Source organism: Acidiferrobacteraceae bacterium (assembly GCA_037388825.1).
GTDB lineage: Bacteria > Pseudomonadota > Gammaproteobacteria > Acidiferrobacterales > JAJDNE01 > JARRJV01.
This window is the reverse complement of sequence record JARRJV010000025.1, coordinates 68720-90891: the sequence shown is the minus strand read 5'-3', so window position 1 is coordinate 90891 and position 22172 is coordinate 68720. Positions and strand designations below refer to the sequence as shown.

The 22172-nt window shown below is 60.5% G+C and carries 20 protein-coding genes, 1 pseudogene and 1 riboswitch; of the genes and pseudogenes, 2 read left to right on the top strand and 19 right to left on the bottom strand.

Translation table 11 applies throughout. The features are described from left to right. The 12 genes from P8X48_06780 to P8X48_06725 form a co-directional block, all read right to left on the bottom strand. Positions 1–1284: DUF4147 domain-containing protein (locus P8X48_06780; GenBank protein ID MEJ2107021.1), on the bottom strand; the 1284-nt coding region annotated here is incomplete at its 3' end. Then, positions 1271–2464: an O-succinylhomoserine sulfhydrylase gene (locus P8X48_06775; protein ID MEJ2107020.1), complete on the bottom strand. Its 1194-nt coding sequence runs from the start codon at positions 2462–2464 to the stop codon at positions 1271–1273. The genes P8X48_06780 and P8X48_06775, both read right to left, overlap by 14 nt. A 68-nt stretch (positions 2465–2532) precedes the next feature. Then, positions 2533–2609: riboswitch (SAM riboswitch) on the bottom strand. A 25-nt stretch (positions 2610–2634) separates the two neighbouring features. Then, positions 2635–4164 (bottom strand): amidophosphoribosyltransferase, encoded by a 1530-nt coding sequence (gene purF, locus P8X48_06770; GenBank protein MEJ2107019.1) that lies wholly within the window; start codon positions 4162–4164, stop codon positions 2635–2637. Positions 4165–4218: 54 nt separating this feature from the next. Next, positions 4219–4713: a CvpA family protein gene (locus tag P8X48_06765; protein MEJ2107018.1), complete on the bottom strand. Its 495-nt coding sequence runs from the start codon at positions 4711–4713 to the stop codon at positions 4219–4221. A gap of 56 nt (positions 4714–4769) precedes the next feature. Then, the gene (locus P8X48_06760) at positions 4770–5378 is read right to left on the bottom strand and encodes an SPOR domain-containing protein (GenBank protein MEJ2107017.1); all 609 of its coding nucleotides are present in this window, start codon (positions 5376–5378) and stop codon (positions 4770–4772) included. Between the two features lie 3 nt (positions 5379–5381). Next, the gene (gene folC / locus P8X48_06755) at positions 5382–6650 is read right to left on the bottom strand and encodes a bifunctional tetrahydrofolate synthase/dihydrofolate synthase (protein ID MEJ2107016.1); all 1269 of its coding nucleotides are present in this window, start codon (positions 6648–6650) and stop codon (positions 5382–5384) included. Beyond that, the gene (gene accD, locus P8X48_06750) at positions 6647–7567 is read right to left on the bottom strand and encodes an acetyl-CoA carboxylase, carboxyltransferase subunit beta (protein MEJ2107015.1); all 921 of its coding nucleotides are present in this window, start codon (positions 7565–7567) and stop codon (positions 6647–6649) included. The genes folC and accD overlap by 4 nt, the downstream gene beginning before the upstream one ends. After that, the gene (gene trpA / locus P8X48_06745) at positions 7564–8382 is read right to left on the bottom strand and encodes a tryptophan synthase subunit alpha (protein ID MEJ2107014.1); all 819 of its coding nucleotides are present in this window, start codon (positions 8380–8382) and stop codon (positions 7564–7566) included. The genes accD and trpA overlap by 4 nt, the downstream gene beginning before the upstream one ends. Beyond that, positions 8382–9578 carry a tryptophan synthase subunit beta gene (trpB, locus tag P8X48_06740; protein ID MEJ2107013.1) on the bottom strand — a complete coding sequence of 399 codons (1197 nt, stop codon included), beginning with the start codon at positions 9576–9578 and terminating at the stop codon, positions 8382–8384. The genes trpA and trpB overlap by 1 nt, the downstream gene beginning before the upstream one ends. After that, the gene (locus P8X48_06735; protein MEJ2107012.1) at positions 9575–10195 is read right to left on the bottom strand and encodes a phosphoribosylanthranilate isomerase; all 621 of its coding nucleotides are present in this window, start codon (positions 10193–10195) and stop codon (positions 9575–9577) included. Before P8X48_06735 ends, trpB begins: the two co-directional genes overlap by 4 nt. 31 nt (positions 10196–10226) lie before the next feature. Further along, positions 10227–11006: a tRNA pseudouridine(38-40) synthase TruA gene (gene truA, locus P8X48_06730; GenBank protein MEJ2107011.1), complete on the bottom strand. Its 780-nt coding sequence runs from the start codon at positions 11004–11006 to the stop codon at positions 10227–10229. Between the two features lie 67 nt (positions 11007–11073). Further along, positions 11074–11394 (bottom strand): DsrE family protein, encoded by a 321-nt coding sequence (locus P8X48_06725; GenBank protein MEJ2107010.1) that lies wholly within the window; start codon positions 11392–11394, stop codon positions 11074–11076. 162 nt (positions 11395–11556) lie between these two features. Here P8X48_06725 and P8X48_06720 point away from each other — a divergent pair, with 162 nt between their 5' ends. Beyond that, entirely contained in the window at positions 11557–11805 is a 249-nt protein-coding gene (locus tag P8X48_06720; protein MEJ2107009.1) for a DUF465 domain-containing protein, read from the top strand. A 16-nt stretch (positions 11806–11821) separates the two neighbouring features. Here P8X48_06720 and P8X48_06715 read toward each other — a convergent pair whose 3' ends face one another. From P8X48_06715 to P8X48_06685, 7 genes and pseudogenes are all read right to left on the bottom strand, one after another. Then, positions 11822–12976, bottom strand: coding sequence for a lipid A deacylase LpxR family protein (locus P8X48_06715; protein MEJ2107008.1), 1155 nt, complete (start codon positions 12974–12976; stop codon positions 11822–11824). A 140-nt stretch (positions 12977–13116) separates the two neighbouring features. Continuing rightward, positions 13117–15222: pseudogene (gene parC, locus P8X48_06710) on the bottom strand (DNA topoisomerase IV subunit A). Between the two features lie 61 nt (positions 15223–15283). Further along, positions 15284–17176: a DNA topoisomerase IV subunit B gene (gene parE, locus P8X48_06705; GenBank protein ID MEJ2107007.1), complete on the bottom strand. Its 1893-nt coding sequence runs from the start codon at positions 17174–17176 to the stop codon at positions 15284–15286. Between the two features lie 147 nt (positions 17177–17323). Further along, positions 17324–17911 carry a DUF3501 family protein gene (locus P8X48_06700; protein MEJ2107006.1) on the bottom strand — a complete coding sequence of 196 codons (588 nt, stop codon included), beginning with the start codon at positions 17909–17911 and terminating at the stop codon, positions 17324–17326. A gap of 44 nt (positions 17912–17955) precedes the next feature. Continuing rightward, entirely contained in the window at positions 17956–18243 is a 288-nt protein-coding gene (locus P8X48_06695) for a ferritin-like domain-containing protein (protein ID MEJ2107005.1), read from the bottom strand. A gap of 12 nt (positions 18244–18255) precedes the next feature. Then, entirely contained in the window at positions 18256–19596 is a 1341-nt protein-coding gene (locus P8X48_06690; GenBank protein ID MEJ2107004.1) for a heterodisulfide reductase-related iron-sulfur binding cluster, read from the bottom strand. A gap of 115 nt (positions 19597–19711) precedes the next feature. Then, positions 19712–20128, bottom strand: coding sequence for a rubrerythrin family protein (locus P8X48_06685; protein MEJ2107003.1), 417 nt, complete (start codon positions 20126–20128; stop codon positions 19712–19714). Between the two features lie 298 nt (positions 20129–20426). On the opposite strand from P8X48_06685, the gene pilB reads away from it, so the two are divergent. Then, positions 20427–22154 carry a type IV-A pilus assembly ATPase PilB gene (gene pilB / locus P8X48_06680; GenBank protein MEJ2107002.1) on the top strand — a complete coding sequence of 576 codons (1728 nt, stop codon included), beginning with the start codon at positions 20427–20429 and terminating at the stop codon, positions 22152–22154. Positions 22155–22172: the final 18 nt, after the last annotated feature.

Genomic DNA, 22172 nt, shown 5'->3' with positions numbered 1-22172 from the left:
GGACGCGGGCGCCCTGGTCGATGGAGATACCGTTCGGCGCGGCCGGGAGGCCGGGTTGAATGCGAAGGATGCATTGCAGCGGGCCGACGCGGGTCGATTCCCGGTGGGACCCGTACGAACAAGATCGCCGCTTGCCTCCAGGAATCGACCCGCGTCGGCCCGCTGCAATGCATCCTTCGCATTCAACCCGGCCTCCCGGCCGCGCCGAACGGTATCTCCATCGACCAGGGCGCCCGCGTCCGTCCCGGGACCGTCCGTGCCGTCGGTTCCTGCCGCCAGCAATACACAGTCGCGTGCACCATCCAGCACCCGCGCTGCCGAAAGGGCCAGGCTCTGGTTGCGTCCGCCCTGCCCCGGCGATGAAGGAAGGACGAGGGTGGTTTCACCCCCATGAATACGGACGCAGCCTGGCGGGCGTTCGAGCAATTCCTTCGCCAGGCGCTCGCCCGCTTCGATGGCATCCCCGCCCAGCAACTCCGGCGCCGGGTCGGCATCATACCCCAAGGCCCGCGCCGCTTCCGCCGCTGCCGCCACGGCGCCCCCGATTCCGGCGACTATCCTGTAATTTACCGCACGAAATGCCGGATCGCTTGCCGCCGGACTCGCGGGTGCCCGATCAAAAAGACTGCGCAGGGAATCCGGCACCTCGGGCAGTGCGAGCGCATCACTGCTTGCAGTCAGGGGTCCGGAACCGATTAGCGCCGGATCATCGCCGGGGACGTCGGAAATGGCCAGGCAATGTACGGGGCGTGGCGCAAGCAGGAGCGCCAGTCGTCCTCCCTTCAGTCTGGACACCCGCGAGCGGATCGCGTTCATGGCGGCGATTTCCAGCCCCGCGCCGAGCAACAATTGGTACAGGTCCTGCAGCTGCCGCAGCGTCACCCCTTCCGGCAGCCATTCCATGAGACTTGATGTGCCGCCGGACAACAGCACCAGCACGCTGTGGCCCTGGGGAAGATCGGCGACCAGCTGACCGACCGCCTTGCCCGCGGCGATGCTCCCTTCATCCGGCACCGGGTGTCCGGCCACGAGCACCGGCCAGGGCAACTTTTCCTGATAGCCGTGCTTGGTGATTACCAAAGCACGATCGATTCGTTCCCCGAGGGCGTGAATCGCCCCGCGGCTCATGCTCCCCGCCGCCTTGCCGACAGCCAGCAGTGCGACCGGGCCCGCCGGCGCCTCTTCCCGCAACGCCCGGTATACAGCGCGTTCACCGTTTACCGCGTCTGTGGCCCGGTCGAAGATTGCGCGGACGTTCGCGCGCAGGTCGTCAAGTGACGGCATCGAATCCACGTTGCAGATCACGCTGGATATCGCCCAACTCTTCCAGGCCCACGGCAAGCCGAACCAGATTATCGCGAATGCCCGCTTCGACCCGCGCCTCGGGGCTGATGCGTCCGTGGGTCGTGGTTGCCGGATGGGTAACCATGGTCCGGGTATCCCCCAGGTTCGCCGTGATGGAAATCAACCGCAGGGCATCGATGAATTGCCACGCCTGCGTCTGCCCGCCGCGAATCTCAAACGACAGCAAGCCACCGAAACCGTCCTGCTGTCGCGCAGCCAGATCGTGTTGCGGGTGTGCCGAAAGCCCCGGGTAGTACACCTGCTCTACCAATTCCTGGGCCTGCAGCCACTCGGCCAGGGCCTGGGCATTGGCGCAGTGGCCTTTCATCCGCAGCGGCAGGGTCTCCAGCCCCTTAAGATGGGCCCACGCCGTCACCGGGCTCATGGCAGGACCACAGGTACGAAGGAAACCGTACACATCCTTGCCAACGAGTTCGTCGCTGCCGATCACCGCGCCGCCAATAAACCTGCCCTGGCCATCGATGTACTTGGTGCTGGAAACAATTGAAATATCGGCGCCGAGCTCCAGTGGCCGCTGCAACGCGGCCGTGCACAAGGTGTTGTCGACCACCAGAAGACAGCCGTGCGCATGGGCAAGTTCGGCCAACGCCCGAAGGTCGGCTACTTCCGTAAGGGGATTGGACGGAGTCTCCAGGAACAGAATTCGGGTCTCGGGTCGGATCGCCGCCCGCCATGCATCCAGATCGGTCAGGGGAACACCCGACGTCTCAATACCCAACTTTCCGAGATAATTCTGGAACAGCAAGGTGGTCGACCCGAATACACCACGGGAAGACACGATATGGTCTCCGCCCTTCAGCAGGGCGAGGCAGGTTGAAAGAATCGCCACCATTCCCGAACTCGTGGCCACGCAGCGCTCGCCTCCCTCCAGCGAAGCAAGGCGTTGCTCGAAGGTTCGCACCGTGGGATTGGTGAAGCGCGAATAGATGTTCCCCGGTTCGGCGCCGGAAAATCGCGCTGCCGCCTGCGCCGCGCTTTCGAACACATAGCTCGAGGTTGAATAGATCGGTTCGCTCTGTTCGCCCTCCGGTGTCCGCACCTGCCCGGCGCGAATGGCCCGGGTGGCAAAGCCAGGCTTGTTGGATTCGGTGTCAGCCATCTGGCAACTCCTCTACAGGATTTGGGTCACGAACGGCGGGCACAAAAAAACCCGCCACGGACAGCCAAAGCGGGTTCTTACTCCTCTCTTTAGCTGCATTTTTAACGCGCCCGCAAGCTGAGCTCAAATCGGCGCGACAGGACAAACCCTATCGAAGGACACCGGCGGTGTCAATGCGGCGAGGTTCGGCCGGAGTTGGTATGGGGCTCGGTAAATACCAGTTCGTTGCTCGCGCGGCTGCTCTTCGCCGAGTCGTTGCGCCGCTGCTCGATCCGGTCCAGATAATCCTGGTGCACATCACCGGTTACGTATTCTCCGTTGAAGCAGGAGGCATCGAACTCGCTGATTGCCGGATTGCCTTCATGGGCTGCCTGGATCAGATCCTCCAGGTCCTGGTAGATCAGGGCATCCGCTCCAATCTCGGCGGCAATCTCCTGATCCGTACGACCGGCGGCGACCAGTTCGGTTACGGAAGGCATATCAATTCCGTATACATTGGGATAGCGCACCGGGGGCGCCGCCGAAGCGAAGTACACCTTGCGGGCACCGGCCTCGCGCGCCATCTGTATGATCTGCTTGGAGGTAGTACCACGAACGATGGAGTCGTCCACCAACAGCACGTTCTTGCCCCGAAACTCGAGATCGATGGGATTGAGCTTCTGGCGCACGGACTTCTTGCGCTGCGCCTGACCGGGCATGATAAAGGTTCGCCCGATGTAGCGATTCTTGATGAATCCTTCCCGGTACTTGATATCCAGTTCATAGGCCATCTGCAAGGCCGAGGTGCGACTCGTGTCGGGAATCGGGATCACGACATCGATCTCCCTCTCACCCCACTCGCGCGCGATCTTTTGCGCCAGTTTCTCGCCCATGCGCAAACGGGTCTTGTGCACCGCTATGCCGTCGATCATCGAATCCGGGCGCGCCATGTATACGTACTCGAACAGGCACGGGACATGGCGGGCATCGGTCGCGCACTGGCTCGTATGCACGTGACCCTGAAGATCGATATAGACGGCTTCGCCTGGCTCGACATCGCGAACCAGATCGTAGCCCAGCGTGTCCAAAGCGACACTTTCAGAAGCGACCATGTGCTCGGGCCCGGTATCGGTCTCGCGCCGCCCATAGACCAGGGGACGGATTCCATACGGATCGCGGAAGGCCAGGAGGCCAAAACCGACGATCAGGGCGGTTACCGCATAGGCACCGCGCGCGCGCCGGTGGACCGCGGCCACGGCACGGAAGATATCTTCCGGGGACAGACGCATCTTGCCCAGGGCGTGAAGCTCATGGGCCAGGACATTCAGGAGAATCTCCGAGTCGGAATCCGTATTCACATGCCGCAGATCCTCGCGAAAGATCTCTTCGCGCAACTCATCGGCATTTGTCAGGTTCCCGTTATGGCCGAGGGCGATCCCGAAGGGGGAATTGACGTAAAAGGGCTGGGCCTCGGCAGCGGAATCACAACCGGCGGTGGGGTAGCGCACATGCCCCAGACCCATGTTACCCGTGAGATTGAACATGTGCTGCGCGGTAAAGACGTCCCGGACCAGTCCGTTTTCCTTGCGCAGATAGACGCGCTGGCCGTCACTGGTCAGAATCCCGGCTGCATCCTGGCCGCGATGCTGAAGTACCGTAAGCGCATCGTAGATGGATTGGTTTACCGGACCCTTGGCCAGGATACCGACAATGCCGCACATGATTACCGCCCTCGTCGCAACAGACTCCCCAGATGGGGACGGGTCTGAAAGAATTCAATTATAACTGATATACCGCAAGACATCCCGCGGCAGATAGCCCCCGGCCTCCAGAGCCACTTCCTGAAGTGTGGGCATAAACAGGGATTCCCGCCACCACGGCTGGCGCGGCGCGGAGGTCAGCCCCGCCAGCAGGGTGAAAACGACCAGAACGAGAAGCCCCCGCCCCGCTCCCGTAAATCCTCCCAGCAGGTAGTTCACGAAACGGGTCCATGGTCGTACCAACAGCCAGCGCCGCAAAAAGATCCCGAGCCCAGTCATAATCAGGAAGACAACCACGAATGTAGCGACGAACCCCGCTCCGGTCCGGGCCGCCGGGTCCCGGAGCCAGACCGAGAATAGCGGCCCCACATCGGCGGCGAACAGCCAGGCCACCACGGCGGCGACCAGCCAAGCTGCCAGGGACAGGATCTCCTTGAGGAACCCCCGGCGAAATCCCAGCGCCACGAATACCATGAAGACCACGGCAAGGATCCAGTCGAGTAAGTTCATGGGCTACGGAACCTGGCGAACCCCGGTGCGAATTCTACGGACGCCGTGGGCGGGGGCTACTTGCGCACACGTATGACACCCCGCAAGCCGAGGCGTTTTTCAATATCATCCCTGGCCGCAACGGCGCTGGCTTTGGTCGCGAAGGGTCCGGCCTGAACCCGGACCGCCCTGCCCTTGTCCAGGGTCACTACCTTCAGCCTCACCGGATAATGGATCCCCTTGAGCTTCTCACCAAGACGCCGCGCATTCTCCGGCTCGGAGAAGGTGCCTACCTGCACGAGCCAGTTCCCGGTCGCCACCGGCGCCGGTGCCGGCTTGGCGGCTTCGGTCTTCGGTTGTGTAGCGGGTTTCGGCTCCGGCTTCGGCACGCTTGCCGTTGGCGCCGGCGGCGGGACCGGTTTTGTCGGGGTAACTGCAGTTGGCTCCGTCGTCGCCGGAGAGTCGGGCGAGGCTGCGGGTCGGGACGCTGTTGCCGAAGGACTCGGAACCGGTGCAACAACAACTTGTGTGTCGGGCTCCTGCTCCGGTTTCGCGGTACCCGGTTCCACAGGCTTGTCCTGCAATACCAGGGAGAAAACTACGAAAGCAAGGGTGACGAGTATGATGGCGCCAATGATGCGCCGACGCGGTTCGAACTCGGCTGTGTCGCGTTGAGAAACTGCCATTTCCTACGATCCTGAGGAATGGCGCATTATAGCACCCACGGTCTCGAAAGAACCAAACACGACGATTCGGTCGTCGGCCGATGCAGACGAGCGAGCAGACTGAAATGCCTCAAGCACCGTATCAAACGTGCTTGCAGCCGCTCCGGGTGCAATTCGTTCGAGCTCCTCACGCAGTTGTTCGGCTGCCGCCCCACGTGGTGGCGCAAGCGTTGCCAGGTACCAGTGATCCACCCGTGGCGCCATTGGGCGCAGACACCCTGCGATGTCCTTGTCGCCCATCATGCCGATGACCGCATGGGTGTGGCCAGGACAAGCCTGCGCACCGAGCTGGTCGGCCAGCACGGCTACGGCCTGGGGATTGTGAGCGACATCGAGTGTCACCTGCGGCTTGCCCGGGAGTATCTGCAGGCGTCCCGGCAAACGAACCGCAAGCAGGCCGCTGCGCACGGCCGCCTGATCCACCGGCAGGTGCGGGGCCAGCTCGGCCACCGCCATTAGCGCACAGGCGGCATTCCGCAACTGGTGCGGTCCCGGGAGCACGGGACGCGGCAGAGCCGAGCGCTGTTTCCCGGGGCCGCGCCAGGTACAGCCATTCCCTTCGCACACATAATCGAAGTCGTGGCGCAAACGCAGATAGCGTGCGCCAATGCGCCCGGCCTCCTCGCCGACGGATCGCGGCGGTTCGGGATCGCCACAGATCGCCGCCCGACCTGCGCGAAAGATACCGGCCTTCTCCCGCCCGATGCTCTCGCGATCCGGACCCAGCCAGTCGGAATGGTCCACGCCGATGGTGGTAACGATCGCCACATCGGCATCGAAGATATTCACCACGTCCAGGCGACCCCCGAGTCCGACCTCAAGAATGGCAACGTCGACGGCCGCGTCGACAAAAAGATGGAGCGCCGCCAGGGTGCCAAATTCGAAATAGGTCAGCGGTGTGTCTCCCCGGCTACGTTCCACCCGCTCAAAAGCCTGGCACAACTGTTCGTCCGTACATTCCTGCCCGTTGATGCGCACGCGTTCGTTGTAGCGCACCAGGTGCGGCGAGGTGTAGCACGCAGTCCGGTAGCCGGCAGCGCGGTAGATGGCCTCCAGCATCGCTGCAACCGAACCCTTGCCGTTGGTACCCGCAACCACAATCACGGGAAATGGAAGCAAATCGTCGTGATGTCGCCGCCACACTTCACGCGCGCGATCCAGTCCGAGCTCGATCTCTCGGGGATGCAGCCGCTCGATGCGCTCGAGCCAGTCAGCGAGAGTGGTCGCGCTCAGGGTTGTTCGTCAACCGGGGGTTCGGGGGAAGGAGGAACGGGTGGCGGAGTCGATTTCACCGCGCTGACCCGATCGGTCATCAGGATGGGCAACAGGCTGGCGAGGCGGTCGCGGATCTCACGCCGATCCACGATCATGTCGATGGCGCCGTGTTCGAGCAGAAATTCCGACCGCTGAAATCCCTCCGGCAGGGTCTCACGTACGGTCTGTTCGATGACCCGCGGGCCGGCAAATCCGATCAGCGCACCGGGTTCGGCGACGATCACATCGCCAAGCATGGCGAAGCTGGCAGATACGCCACCCATGGTGGGATCGGTCAGCACCGATACAAACGGGATGCCGGCGGCGCCGAGGCGTGTCAGTGCGGCGGAGGTCTTGGACATCTGCATCAGGGACAACAGTGCCTCCTGCATGCGTGCCCCGCCGCTTGCGGCGAAACAGACGAGCGGAATCTCCCGCTGCAGGGCCGTATCGACGGCACGGACGAATCGTTCTCCGACTACCGAACCCATGGACCCGCCCATGAACGCGAATTCAAACGCACCCGCCACCAGTGGTACGCCCTTGACGGCGCCTTCCATCACTACGAGAGCGTCATGTTCTCCGGTATTCTTCTCCGCGTCAGAGAGCCGGTCCTTGTACTTCCGGCTGTCCTTGAATTTCAGCACATCCAGCGGCCGCAGGGCCTCGCCGATTTCCCTCCTCGGCTCCGGATCGAGAAAGAGATCCAGGCGACGACGTGCGCCGATGCGCATGTGATGGTTGCACTTGGGGCAGACATCCATGTTGTTCTCGATCTCGACGCAATAGAGCACGGCCGAGCACGAAGGGCATTTCTTCCACAACCCTTCGGGAATGGATTTCTTGGTACCGCGGCTTTTGATCTTGGGCGGCAAAAGTTTGTCGAACCAACTCACGCGGCCGCCTCCGCCGTGTCGACGGCCTCACGCAGACTGGCGAGAAAGGCCGGCACGTCCTTGAGGATGGCATCGGGTTGATCCGCCAATTCCCCGATCCGGCTCACCAGCGCGCTGCCGACCACAACGGCATCGGCAACCGTCGCCACACGCGCGGCAATGTCCGGACTCTTGATGCCAAATCCGACTCCAATCGGGAGTGCAGTGTGTTTTCTGATCACGTCCAGCCTGGATTTCACTTCGTCGGTATCGATATGGGCGGCGCCGGTTACGCCTCGCAGGGATACATAATAGATGAATCCGCTGGCCACGTCCGCGACCTTGCGGACACGCTCCTCGGTGCTGGTGGGTGCAAGCAGGAAGATCGGGTCCAGCCCGCTCTTGCGAAACGCGGCCACGTAGTCGCCGGCCTCTTCCGGCGGCAGGTCCACGGTGATTACACCGTCGACCCCGGCATCGGCCGCGGCACTGGCGAACGCCTCACATCCCATAACTTCCACCGGATTCAGATACCCCATCAGGACCACGGGCGTGTCGCCGTCCTGCTGACGGAATTCGCGGACCATGTCGATGACATTGTGCAGACTGACATCATGGACCAGAGCACGCTCGCAGGCGTGCTGGATGGCCGGGCCCTCGGCCATGGGATCAGAAAAGGGTACACCGAGCTCAAGCACGTCGGCACCTGCCGAGACCAGGGCATGCATCAGCGGTACCGTGATCGAGGGCTCGGGATCACCGGCCGTGACAAACGGAATCAGCGCGGTGCGACCATCCCGCCGCAGTTCGGAAAAGCGTTTTTCCAGGCGAGACATCAGAAGCGGATCCCTTCGCGTTCGGCCACGGTGTGCACATCCTTGTCCCCGCGCCCGGACAAATTGACGATAATGATCGCGTCGCGACCGAGTTCCGGGGCGATCTTGCTTGCGTGGGCCAGGGCATGACTGGATTCCAGCGCCGGCATGATGCCCTCGGTACGCGTCAGCTCGTGGAATGCCGCCAGCGCCTCGTCGTCCTCGATGGATACGTACTCCGCTCGCCCGGAATCCTTGAGCCAGGCATGCTCCGGACCGACGCCGGGATAATCCAGTCCGGCGGAAATGGAATGGGTCTCGATGATTTGTCCGTCGTCGGTTTCCATAAGATAGGTACGATTCCCGTGCAGCACTCCGGGCCTCCCCGCGCACAGGGGTGCCGCATGGTGGCCCGTTGCGATCCCCTCGCCGGCCGCCTCGACACCAATCAGGCGAACCGATTTGTCTTCCAGAAAAGGATAGAACAGCCCGATGGCATTGGAACCGCCACCGACACAGGCCACCAGGGCATCGGGCAGACGGCCCTCGGCGGCCAGGATCTGCTCACGCGCCTCGCGGCCGATCACAGTCTGGAAATCGCGCACCATAACCGGATAGGGATGAGGCCCGGCGACGGTGCCGATTATATAAAAGGTATCGTCCACATGAGTCACCCAGTCACGCATGGCTTCGTTCATCGCGTCCTTGAGGGTCCTGGAACCGGACGTCACCGGCACCACCTCCGCACCCAGAAGCCGCATGCGGTAGACGTTGATCGCCTGACGCTTGATGTCCTCGCTGCCCATATAGACCACACACTTCAGGCCGAAACGGGCGGCCACGGTTGCCGTGGCCACGCCGTGCTGCCCGGCCCCGGTTTCGGCGATCACGCGCGTTTTGCCCATGCGCCTGGCCAGCAGTGCCTGGCCCACCGTGTTGTTGATCTTGTGCGCACCGGTGTGGTTCAGGTCTTCACGCTTGAGGTAGATTCTGGCTCCGCCCAGCGTCTCGCTCCAGCGCTCGGCGGGATACAGCGGCGACGGCCTGCCCACGAACAGACTCAGGTCTCGCTCCAGGTCGCCGAGAAACTCAGGATCAGCACGATTTTTCTCGTAGGCGGCACGAAGTTCCGCCAAGGGCTGCATCAGCGTCTCGGCGACGAACATGCCGCCATAGACGCCAAAGTGACCGCGTTCATCCGGAAGTGCCTTGCTCATGACAAACGACCTATCTCTTGCATGAATGCCTCGATGCGTGCCGCATCCTTGATTCCCTTTTCCCGCTCCACGCCGCTACTGACATCGACCGCATAGGGACGCACGCTGGCGATCGCCTCGCCCACGTTCTCCGGAGTCAAACCGCCGGCCAGTATGATGGGTGCACTGGCATCGGCGGGTACGAGGCTCCAGTCGAACCGCTCGCCCGTGCCACCGGGGATGCCGGGGACTGATGCATCAAGCAACAGGGCCGACGCATCGGAATAGACGGTCGCCACGGCCGCAAGGTCCACATCCGCATTCATGGCCACAGACTTGATATAGGGTCGCCGAAACCGGCCGCAATACCCGGATTCTTCCTCGCCGTGAAACTGCAGCAAGTCCAGAGGGACCTGTTCGAGCATGCGATGGACGAATCCCGCGTCGGCGTCTACAAACAAACCGGTCTTCGTCACGAACGGTGGCAGGGCGCCGGCGATATCGGCAGCTTTTTCCCCGTCGATGAACCTGGGGCTGCCGGAATCGAACACAAAACCGATGGCGTCTGCCCCGTATTGTACCGCCGCGAGCGCGTCTTCGAGACGCGTAATTCCGCAGATCTTGACGCGAACGCGCATGAAATCACCCGGATTTCAGGAACGGCGCACTTTACCAGAGCCCGGGATCGGACGAAAGTTGCGGGATTCCGTGGACTTCCGGGTATTCCACCTGCGTGAGGTAGAGCCCGTCCGGGGAGGCGGTGATCCCGCCAGTGGTTCGATCGCGCGCCTCCAGCACTTCCCGCGCCCATTCCGGCGGCCGCTCGCCGGCGCCGATGGTACACAACACGCCGGCGATGTTGCGCACCATATGGTGCAGAAAGGCGTTGGCGTAGGCGTGGATGATCACCCGATCCCGTGTCCGCCAAACATCCAGTGCGCGCAATTCGCGCACCGGGCTCTTCGCCTGGCACTGGACCGCGCGATAGGAGGAGAAATCGTGGGAGCCAAGCAGAGTCGCGGCCGCGGCCTGCATGGGGTCAACATCCAATGGACGATAGTCCCAACTCACACGCCCGGCGAGATACGTTGGCCGTACCGGCCGGTTGAGAATGCAATAGTGATAGTGCCTGCCGGTGGCTGAAAACCGGGCGTGAAAATCCTCCCCCACCTCTCCCGCCCATAAGACCGCGACATCCTTCGGCAAGCGGCTGTTGGTACCGCGAACCCATGCATGGGGATCGCGTACCGCCTCGGTATCGAAGTGCACCACCTGGCCGGTGGCATGGACACCCGTGTCCGTGCGCCCCGCCGTGATCACGCGCACGGGAGCATCGGCCACATATGCCAGTGCCTTCTCGAGGACTTCCTGGACCGTGCGCACACCCGACTGCAACTGCCAGCCACGGAACGCGGAACCGTCGTACTCAACAATAGCGGCGATTCGCATGGGCATAGAATCTGATTGAAGGGAGAGCGGTCCTGGCCCCGCAACCCGGATTTGCATCCGGGGCTGGCTACAAGGAGATGACCTTGTCTGATTCCTTGATCAAGTCGTAGAGCGATCCCATGGTTGCCGACTTGCAGTACTTGGAAGCATCGAGCGAACGGGCCACGAGACAGGTACCACAGCTCATTACCTTGCCTCCGGCTTCGACGAACTCCACCAGTTTTTCCGAAACGACGTATTGTTCCGTATCCATGAGCTCGGCCTCCACTCCCTTGGCCAGTAGAAAGACACTGACTGAATCATTGGCACTCAAGGCCAGCAAGCCCAGCCGGAATCCGTTCCACACCGTTTCCGGATCCCCTGAATAGATAACGATTCCCAGTTTCACGAGCCAGGTCTCCGCCTTGGTAACTACCTTCGCGTGCGGCCCGGGTCCCACAACCAGGAGAAGCCCATGCCCGCTACGATGGAAATTGATCCGTGACAAGTACGATATAGGCACGACTATGCTATTTTGGCAATCAGAAAAACGCAACTGAGGACTGACCCCATGACGCTTGAACACCACCCGCTGGTTCGCGAATTCCCCGAATACCAGGACCGTATCCACGAACTCAAGGTCAGTGATCCGGAATTTCGTGAATTGTTCGACGAATACCACGATGTAGATCAGGAGATCTACCGGCACGAACAGGATATTGAACCCACATCAGACGAGTACCTCGAGCCGCTCAAGATGCGCCGGGTACACCTGAAGGACAAACTGTACGAGATGATACGACGCCCCGCGAACACGTGAGGCAGAAAGCCCGGGCCTAGAACGAACGGCCCACGATGAAGCTTCCCCAAAGGTCCGTATGCTCCGTGGCTGTATTCAGTTCCGGAGTGTTTGCCCGAATGACAAAGGCGACGCGCAAACCGTTGCGGTACTGCCGATTGAGTCCAAGCCACCCGCTCAACAGGAAGTGATTTTGTTGTTCCCAGGAAAAGGTCACGGCACTGTCGCGGAACTGCCCCTGCAACAATGCGTTGTATAACTGCACCCGGGCGTTGATACCCCCCCAAAGAAAGAACTCATCGCGGGGTTTCGATCCGCTCCGCAATACGGGCGATACCATATTGAGATAGTCCGGCTGACTTCGATTGTATGACCACCACGTGGAACGGATGCGTCCGATGCGAAACGCCAGTCCCGCTCCAAAATCGGTCTTATAGCCGATGCTCGCGTCCATGGTACGGACAACATCGATGTCGCGCTCCGGATTATTATATTTTGTCATGTAGGCGCGCTGCGCGGAGACCGTGTAGCGAGCAGTGAGTTCGCCGCCACTCGAGATCTGGTTGTCCCATCCGGAGGCGCCATTTTGGCCGAGTGCGCTGTGGATAGCATCCTGCAAGTCCTTGGCTACCTTCAGACCCAGGACCCCAAGCGTCAGCGTGGTCTGATGGGCAACTTCCTGTTCTGGAATGACCGTCTGCTGGCTGTTGGCCATGAACAGCACGCTCGCATAGGGACGCTCATTGTAAATTGGTGTCGCAAGCTGGATGTTTTTTGGCGTGTAGGAAGCGAGGCCAAAAACAATGTTGTGTGTCTGGCGCGCACCGGGGACATCCTTCAGGCTATCGAGACCGGTCCATTGGTCCAGCCGGCTAAGCCAGGGATCGATCGAATAGGGATACTCGGCCGCGCGATGGCCGGACAGGCTGAGCATGAACCCGCCCGTGTAGTCCGAATCCCGGCGTAGCAGGGAGAAGGCATCGTTGTCGAGGACGAATTCCCAGCCGCTTTTGTAGGGTTCCGGAGTGGACGCATTTTCGAGGTAGTTCGATGCGGGCGCACCGCCCGTCCTTGTGGCGGCGAGATTCAGGTTCTGCTGGTCGATCGCCTGGGGGAGATCCGCCACAGCCCGCGCCGTGGCGGCCAGATTGAGGATCAAAAGGACTTGGAAAAAGCGAAATTTCCGTGACATGGTCCTGCCCCTGATGCTGGCACTTCCGGAGGCCGGTAACCGCAACGTCGATTCATTCCGGCGACGACAAAGCCCACAATGATATTCCTTTCTTCCGGATGGAAACAGCCTGTGTGCAAGCACCGGTCACGATCCGATGTCTATTCCGTGACCTCCATCCGCTCAACCTTCTGGTAGCCCTTGGGCAGTTTGCTGCCACGCAGGCCCCGCTCGCCGATGAACTGATCCAGATCGTCTACCGTAAGGACCCGCTTCTTCTGTCCGGCATAGACCGTCAATCCCTTGTCCTCCGGAAACACACAAACGGAAACGACGAACTCTTCCCGTGCCGCGGCTTTCTTGGTCGGGACGTTGATGATCTTGATTCCCTTGCCGCGGGCCATGGCCGGCAGCTCACCGATCATGAAGGTCAACAAGCGCCCGGTATTGGTCACTGCCGCGACCCAGTCTTCTTCATGGCTCATGACCCTTTGCGGTGGCAGAACGCGTGCACCCTTGGGCACCTTCAGGACCGCCTTGCCGTTGCGGGTCCGGGTCAGCAGGTCTTCCAGACGGGCGACAAAGCCGTAGCCGGAATCCGTTGAGAGTAGATACAGGTCGTCCGGCTGCCCCATGATTACACCGGCGAAGGTCGCGCCCGGAGGCGGATTGAAGTAGCTCGCCACCGGATCTCCCTGCCCCCGGGCCGAAGGCAGTTTGTGTGCCGGCTGGCAATACGCACGGCCGGTCGAATCGATGAAGATTGCCAGTTGATTGCTTCGCCCGCGGGCGTGGTGCAGATATTCGTCCCCGGAACGGTAGGACAGGGAACGAGGGTCAATCTCGTGCCCGCGTGCCGCACGCACGAAACCCTTTTGTGAAAGAACAACGGTAATCGGTTCCGTGGGCAACAACGATGCCTGATCGATGGCCTGTGCCGCTTCGCGCTCGACGATAGGCGAGCGTTGTTCGTCGCCAAACTCATGCATATCGTCCTTGATTTCGTTTTTCACCAGCGTTCTGAGGCGCGTTTTGGACTTGAGAATCTTGTCCAGACTGTCCCGTTCTACTGTCAACTCTTCCTGCTCGCCGCGGATCTTCATTTCCTCGAGTTTGGCCAGGTGCCGCAACCGCGTTTCCAGGATCGCTTCCGCCTGGATGTCCGTGAGCTTGAATCGCTTGATCAGTTTCGGTTTTGGCTCATCCTCGGTACGAATGATGCGAATCACCTCGTCCAGGTTCAGGTAGGCCAGCATCAGGCCTTCCAGGACATGCAATCGCGCGACGACGCGGTCGAAGCGATACTGCAGGCGCCTTCGTACGGTCTCGAGCCGGTAATCGATCCAGTCGCGGAGCAAATCACGCAGGTTGTACACCCGCGGGCGACCGGTCAGATCAATGATGTTCAGATTGACGCGATAGTTGCGCTCGAGATCCGTGGTGGCGAAGAGATGGGACATCATCTGCTGGGCATCGACCCGGGACGAGCGGGGAACGATAACGAGACGGACCGGATGCTCCTGGTCCGATTCGTCGCGCAGGTCTTCAACCATGGGCAGTTTCTTGGCCTGCATCTGGGCGGCGATCTGTTCCAGAATCTTGCCACTGGAGACCTGGTACGGCAGGGCGTCAACCACGATTTCGCCCTCCTCCTGGCGCCAGTGCGCACGCATGCGAACCGTGCCATTGCCGCTCTCGTAAATCTCCCGGATCTCGCGTTGCGGCGTGATGATTTCCGCATCGGTAGGGAAGTCCGGTCCCTGAATGTGTTTGCACAGATCGGCAATGCTGCTGGACGGCTTCTCCAGCAGCTGTACGCAGGCGGCCCCGACCTCGCGCAGATTGTGCGGCGGAATGTCGGTAGCCATACCCACAGCGATGCCGGTGGTTCCGTTCAGCAGCACGTTGGGCAGGCGTGCGGGCAATACGCGGGGTTCTTCCAGCGTACCATCGAAGTTGGGCACCCAATCCGCCGTCCCCTGCCCCAGTTCCGACAACAGGACCTGTGAATAACGGGCTAGCCGAGCCTCGGTATAGCGCATGGCGGCAAACGACTTTGGATCGTCCAGCGATCCCCAGTTGCCCTGTCCGTCCACCAGTGGATAGCGATAGCTGAAGGGCTGGGCCATGAGCACCATGGCCTCGTAGCAGGCCGTATCACCATGGGGATGGAACTTGCCCAATACGTCACCTACGGTGCGCGCTGACTTCTTGTACTTGGCGGCGGCGTTCAGGCCCAGTTCGGACATGGCATAGACGATCAGTCTTGCGCGCGGCCTTTTTCTTCGCGGATTTCTTCGCCGCTTTTTTCTTCCGGGTCGCCATGAATTACAGAACCTCGGCCTTGTTACCTTTCTTCTCCAGCCATGACTTGCGGTCCGCCGCCCGTTTCTTGGCCAGCAGCATGTCCAGCACCTTGTTGGTGTTGTCCCCGGCGCGAACCGTCAGCTGGACCAGTCGTCGCGTATCCGGCGCCATGGTGGTCTCGCGTAGCTGGGAGGGGTTCATCTCCCCAAGTCCCTTGAAGCGCTGCACATTGACCTTTCCGCGCAGCTTCTCGTCTTCGATTCGTTTCAGAACCTGCTTTTTCTCGGCATCGTCCAGGGCATAGAACACGTGCTTGCCGATATCGATGCGGTACAGGGGCGGCATGGCGACATACACATGGCCCGCCTGCACCAGGGAACGGAAGTGACGCACAAACAGGGCGCAGAGGAGCGTCGCAATGTGGGCGCCGTCGGAGTCGGCATCGGCAAGGATGCACACCTTGCCGTAGCGCAAGCCGTCGAGTCTGCTGGAGCCGGGGTCCACCCCGAGGGCAACAGCGATGTCATGGACCTCTTTCGAGCCCAACACCTCGCCCGGGTCGACTTCCCAGGTGTTCAGGATCTTGCCGCGCAGCGGCATGACCGCCTGGTAGTTGCGGTCGCGTGCCTGCTTCGCCGAACCACCGGCGGAATCTCCCTCCACCAGGAATAACTCCGTCTGCCCCAGGTCCTGGCTCAGGCAATCCGACAGTTTGCCCGGCAACGCCGGTCCCGCACTGATCTTCTTGCGCTCCACGCGCTTGCCCGCGCGCATCCGGGCCTGGGCACTATCAATCACCAGTTCGGCGATGGCCTCGGCCATCTTCACGTGCTGGTTCAGCCACAGACCAAAGGCATCGCGCGACGCGGATGCGACAAATCCCGCCGCTTCCCGCGAGGACAGGCGGTCCTTGGTCTGCCCGGAGAACTGGGGATCCTGCATTTTCAGGGACAGGACAAAGCTGCATCTGCCCCACACATCGTCGGGGGCGATCTTGACACCCTTGGGCAAGAGATTGCGCAGCTCGCAGAACTCACGCATGGCCTCGGTCAACCCGCTGCGGAATCCGTTTACGTGGGTACCGTCCTGTACCGTCGGGATGAGATTGACGTAGCTCTCCAGTACCGGTTCCCCACCCTCCGGCAACCACACCACCGCCCAATCAACCTGTTCCAGTTCTCCGACGCTGTTCCCTGTAAACGGCGTATCCGGCAACAGGGTCTCGCCTTCCAGTTCGGACAATAGGTAATCGGAAAGCCCGCCCTCGTAGTACCACTGCTCGTCATCGGCCTTGTTGCCGCCATTGTGGAAAGTGACGGTCAGCCCCGGGCACAAAACCGCCTTGGCACGCATGACATGTTTCAGGCGCGGTACGCTGATCTTGGGTGAATCAAAAAATTTGGGATCGGGCCAGAAATGCACCGTCGTCCCGCTTTCGGAGGCTTTGCACTTGCCGGAGGCCCGAAGTTCCGATGTTTTTTGACCGTCGGCAAAGCTCATGCGATAGATCTTGCCGCCACGGCGCACTTCCACCTCCAGCTTCTCGGAAAGGGCATTGACCACTGATACGCCCACTCCGTGGAGACCGCCGGAGAAAGTGTAATTCTTGCCGGAGAACTTGCCACCGGCATGAAGCCGGGTCAGGATGACCTCCACCCCGGACACCTTTTCTTCCTTGTGCTTGTCGACCGGCATGCCTCGCCCGTCGTCGGATACGGACACCGATCCATCCTTGTGCAACGTGACGTCGATCTTCTTCGCGTGTCCGGCGATGGCCTCATCGACGCTGTTGTCGATGACTTCCTGCGCCAGATGGTTTGGGCGCTCGGTCTGGGTATACATCCCCGGACGCTTGCGCACCGGCTCCAGGCCGGTCAGGACCTCAATCGCCGACGAATCGTATGTCGATGCCATGGAGAAAAAAGGAGATCGGGTGAACCAACGTGAACGGAGCCGGACGGCCGGATGTGCTGCGCCACGAATGTATATTGATCATGGCGCGAAAACTTCGCACGAATCCGCGAAGATGACAAGGGCCGCGGGCATCCGGCCCGATCCCGGCTAGTTCAAATCGTCCAGCAGGGATTCCCGATTTGGAGCCGCCAGAGTATCGACGCCGTACCGGTAGGCATCATGGTCGATCCCTACACCGATGTCCGCACCTGTCTTGACTGCCTGGATCATCTCCGGACTCAACTCAAAACGCAGGAAATGTACGGACGAGGTCTTTTCTTCGGTTTCGCGCTCCAGATCCTCGTCGGCGATGGCCCAGACCCGGTCGAATCCGTGAACCTGTACCCACACACGGTCCTCGATCCCGACCATGCGGGCAAGCGCGTCGCGTCGCTCATCCTCGTCGGAAAACTCGATCATGAAAGTTGCTTTCCAGTTGGTGCCGTCGGGAATGAGCGGATTGTAGGCATCCAGCTCCTCCTGGATCCCTTCGTCCTCGAAGATCCGTTCGGCACGAAGCATTTCCTGGATCTGGTACTGCATGATCATCCGGTCTTCGAAATAGAGCGTCACATTCGGGCCGATATGAATCTGACGATTCTTCTTGTGCGCCATCACCTGGACGCGGAACCCGGCCCGCTCGCGGGCATACTCTTCGAGACTCCACAGATCTTCGCGCTTGAGTTTCCGGGACATAGGGCCATTCTCCACGTGTGTTCCCAAACCTGTATCGACCGCCATCACTTGTGTGCAATTTCCTTGTCGGTAAACAGGTAGTCTTTCAGCTCATGATCGAAACGCGGATCCTTGCGACGGATCCACTCCAGCACCATGGACGCATGTTCCTTCTCCTCGTCGCGATTGTGCGCGAGGATGGCTTTGAGTTCAGGATCCTTGCACGCATCGACGCGCTGGTTGTACCAGTCCACCGCCTCCAGTTCTTCCATCAGGGATACGATCGCGCGATGCATGTCGCGCGTCTCATCGGACAGATCCTGTACTTCCTCGTGATAGCCTTCGCTTGCCATTTTCGTTCCTCGTTATAGTCCGTAGGCCTGACGCAGCAGGGTGAGGGGGTGCTCCGGTGCCTTTCCGTTTTTCAGCCCATTCTCGATTTGATGACCAGCCATGGGACAGTCGCTGGTGTAGTGATCGGGTTCGGCCTTTTCCACTCGCCCAACAACCGGGCGGCAGATCTTCATCGAGATCTCGTGAAATTCCTTCTTTACCGCATAGGTTCCATCATGACCAGAGCATCGTTCCACGGTCTCGATTTCGGTGTCCGGGACCAGGGACAGGATGTCGCGTGTCTTGGGACCGATGTTCTGCACCCGCTGGTGACAAGGCACGTGCCAAACCACCTTGCCCAGGCTTTGACTGAAATTCGTGTTCAGCTTCCCTTCCCGATGCCGCAGTGCCAGATATTCGAAGGGATCAAAAAAGGCATCGCGCACCTTGGTCACGTCCGGATCGTCCGGAAACATCAGCGGCAGTTCCTGACGGAACATCAACGCGCAGCTCGGCACCGGGGCCACCAGGTCATAACCTGCGTCGACCAGTTGCACCAATACGGGAATGTTCGCTTCCTTCGCCCTTGCCACGGCTTCCAGATCACCCAGTTCCAGCTTGGGCATGCCGCAACATTGTTCTTTCTCCGCCAGCACGACAGGTATTCCGTTGTGCTCGAAGACCTTGATGAGGTCTGCGCCAACCTCGGGCTCATTGCGATTCCCGTAGCAGGTTGCGAACAAGGCTACCTTGCCCCGGGTTTCGGCCGTGGGCACGGGAGTCAGACCGGAATCATGATTCTTGTACAACTTGCGCAGGGTCTTGCTGTGGTATTCCGGGACAATCGCATCCGCATCAATTCCTGCAATGGCCTGCAGGGCCTTGCGCGCGATTCCCGTGTGATTGGCCGCATTCACGATTTGCGCAATCACCGGGATGCCGGCCAGGGAGCCGACGACATCGGTAGCGCTGAGCATCTTGTCCCGCAGGCTAGCGCCATTCTGGCGGAATCGCACCGCCTTGGCGCGGAGCATCAGGTGGGGAAAATCCACGTTCCATTCATGGGGCGGAACGTAGGGACACTTGGTCATGTAGCAGAGGTCGCAGAGATAACAGTGATCCACGACCTTCCAGAAATCCGCTTTGGCGACCCCGTCTACTTCCATGGTGTCGGATTCGTCCACCAGATCGAACAGGGTCGGAAAGGAATGGCACAAACTCACGCAACGGCGGCAGCCGTGGCAAATGTCAAAAACACGCTCCAATTCGTCGAACAGGGAATCCTCGTTCCAGAAACCGGCCTCGGTCCACTCCAGGGGGTGGCGCGTGGGGGCCTCCAGGCTTCCTTCTCGCTTTCCGGTGGAATCTGCCATTTTGGTTATTTTCCGATTCGAACGTTTGTCTCGGGTCGGGATTCGCACAGCCCGTGCACGAACGGGAATCAACCCCGTCCCCCATTTCGGAGGGGGTCGGGGTCTTCCCGGCGGTCTAGTCCATCGAATCCAGCGCCTTCTGGAAACGATTGGCGTGGGACCGCTCGGCCTTGGCCAGGGTCTCGAACCAGTCTGCGATTTCGTCGAAACCTTCGTCGCGGGCCGTCTTGGCCATACCCGGGTACATATCGGTATACTCGTGGGTCTCACCGGCGATGGCCGCCTTCAGGTTGTCCGAGGTGCTGCCAATCGGCAGACCGGTGGCCGGATCGCCGACGGCCTCCAGGTATTCGAGATGGCCATGGGCATGGCCGGTTTCGCCTTCCGCCGTGGAGCGAAACACTGCGGAAACGTCGTTGTAACCTTCGACATCCGCCTTGGCTGCGAAGTAGAGATAGCGGCGATTGGCCTGGGACTCGCCGGCAAAGGCCTCTTTCAGGCTTTCTTCCGTCTTGCTTCCTTTAAGGTCCATGAGGGTGCTCCTAACCGATTTAGAACCATTCTAATTTTTTGCCTTTCCGGTGTCAATCATTCTCGGAGAGCGGGCACACAGGCGCATTGATATCCATCAAGCCCCACAATCTCCCCGGGAAAGCCTGTTTTGTCCCCTTGTTGTGGTACATGAAAAAACAGCCAAAAATGTTTGGCTGCGCGCAACATCTCATCTACTATCATACGAGTAGCAGTGAATCGGCTCGGGCACGATAATTGTATCCGGGTCGTGTTGTATGCCACCGACTGAAAGATCACCGGGAGTTTCATCCACAACCATGGCGACACCGACGACCGCAACCCGACTCAGCGGCCTCGCCCTGCGGCTGGTACGCGACAAGCTCCTGACCACGGAAGACGCCGAGCGCCTTCAGGAAGGGGCGCTGCAGAAAAAGACCTCTTTCGTTTCCTACGCCGTTGAAAGCAAGAAGGTCGACAGCGCGACCCTTGCGCGCATCGCCTCCGAGGAATTCGGCGTTCCCCTGGTGGATATCAATTCCATCGATGTGGAGGCGGCGCCGGTCAAGCTGGTTGACGAAAAGATCATTCGCCGACACCGGGTACTGCCCCTGTACAAGCGCGGAAATCGACTCTATATCGCTACCTCCGATCCCACCAGCGTCACCGCCCTCGACGAAATCAAGTTCCATACCGGCTGCGTTACCGAACCGGTTCTGGTCGAGGACAACAAGCTCAGCGAGGCCATTGACAAGTTCCTCGAGGCCAACGACACGACTTTCACGCAGTTTTCGGATGATGAGTCCCTGGATGGTCTCGATGACCTCGACGTTGTTTCCGAAGACGCCGAGGATCGAGCGGGAGGCGATGAGACCGGAGTCAATGACACCCCGATCGTAAAATTCGTCAACAAGGTTCTGCTCGATGCGATCAACCGCGGTGCATCGGATATTCACATCGAGCCTTATGAAAAGACCTACCGGGTACGCTATCGCGTAGATGGCGTATTGAACGAGGTGGCCGCCCCTCCCCTGGCACTGTCCGGACGAATCGCAGCACGCGTCAAGATCCTGTCCCGGCTGGACATCGCCGAACGGCGTCTGCCGCAGGACGGACGCATCAAGATGCGCATCTCCAAGAATCGCGCCATCGATTTTCGTGTCAGCACCCTGCCCACACTCTGGGGTGAAAAGATCGTGCTGCGTATCCTCGATCCGACCTCGGCGACAATCGGTGTGGACAAACTCGGTTTTGAATCTGATCAAAAAGAATTGTTCATGGAGGCGATCCACAGGCCTTACGGAATGGTGCTTGTCACCGGCCCGACGGGGTCTGGTAAGACCGTTACCTTATATACGGCGGTGAATATCCTGAACACGCCGGATCGCAACATTTCCACGGCCGAAGACCCGGTGGAAATCAATCTGGGCGGCATCAACCAGGTCAACATCAATGAAAAGGCCGGACTGGATTTTTCCTCCGTACTGCGCGCCTTTCTGCGCCAGGATCCGGACATCATTCTCGTAGGTGAGATTCGAGACCTGGAAACCGCCAGCATCGCCATCAAGGCGGCCCAGACGGGTCACATGGTGCTTTCCACCCTGCATACCAACAGCGCCCCGGCCACCCTGACGCGTCTGGTAAACATGGGTGTACCCCCGTTCAATATTGCTTCCGCCGTGAACCTGATCATTGCCCAACGGCTCGGGCGCCGGCTGTGCGAGAAATGCAAGACCAAGCTGGATTTACCCAATGAGGCCCTGCAAAAGGCCGGATTCACGGACAAGGAAATCGGCGCCGGACTCACCGTCTACGGCCCCGTGGGTTGCGATTCGTGCAACGGCGGCTATAAAGGACGTGTAGGCATCTATGAAGTGATGCCCGTGAGCGAGGCGATTGGCGAAATCATCATGCGCGAAGGGACGGAACTGGACATCGAACAGCAGATGCTGAAGGAAGGCGTAACCCCCCTGCGCCGCTCCGGCCTGCGCAAGGTTGCCGCAGGCGTCACCAGCCTCGAGGAAATCGAGCGCGTCACCAACCAGTAACGATCAAGGGAAACTGAA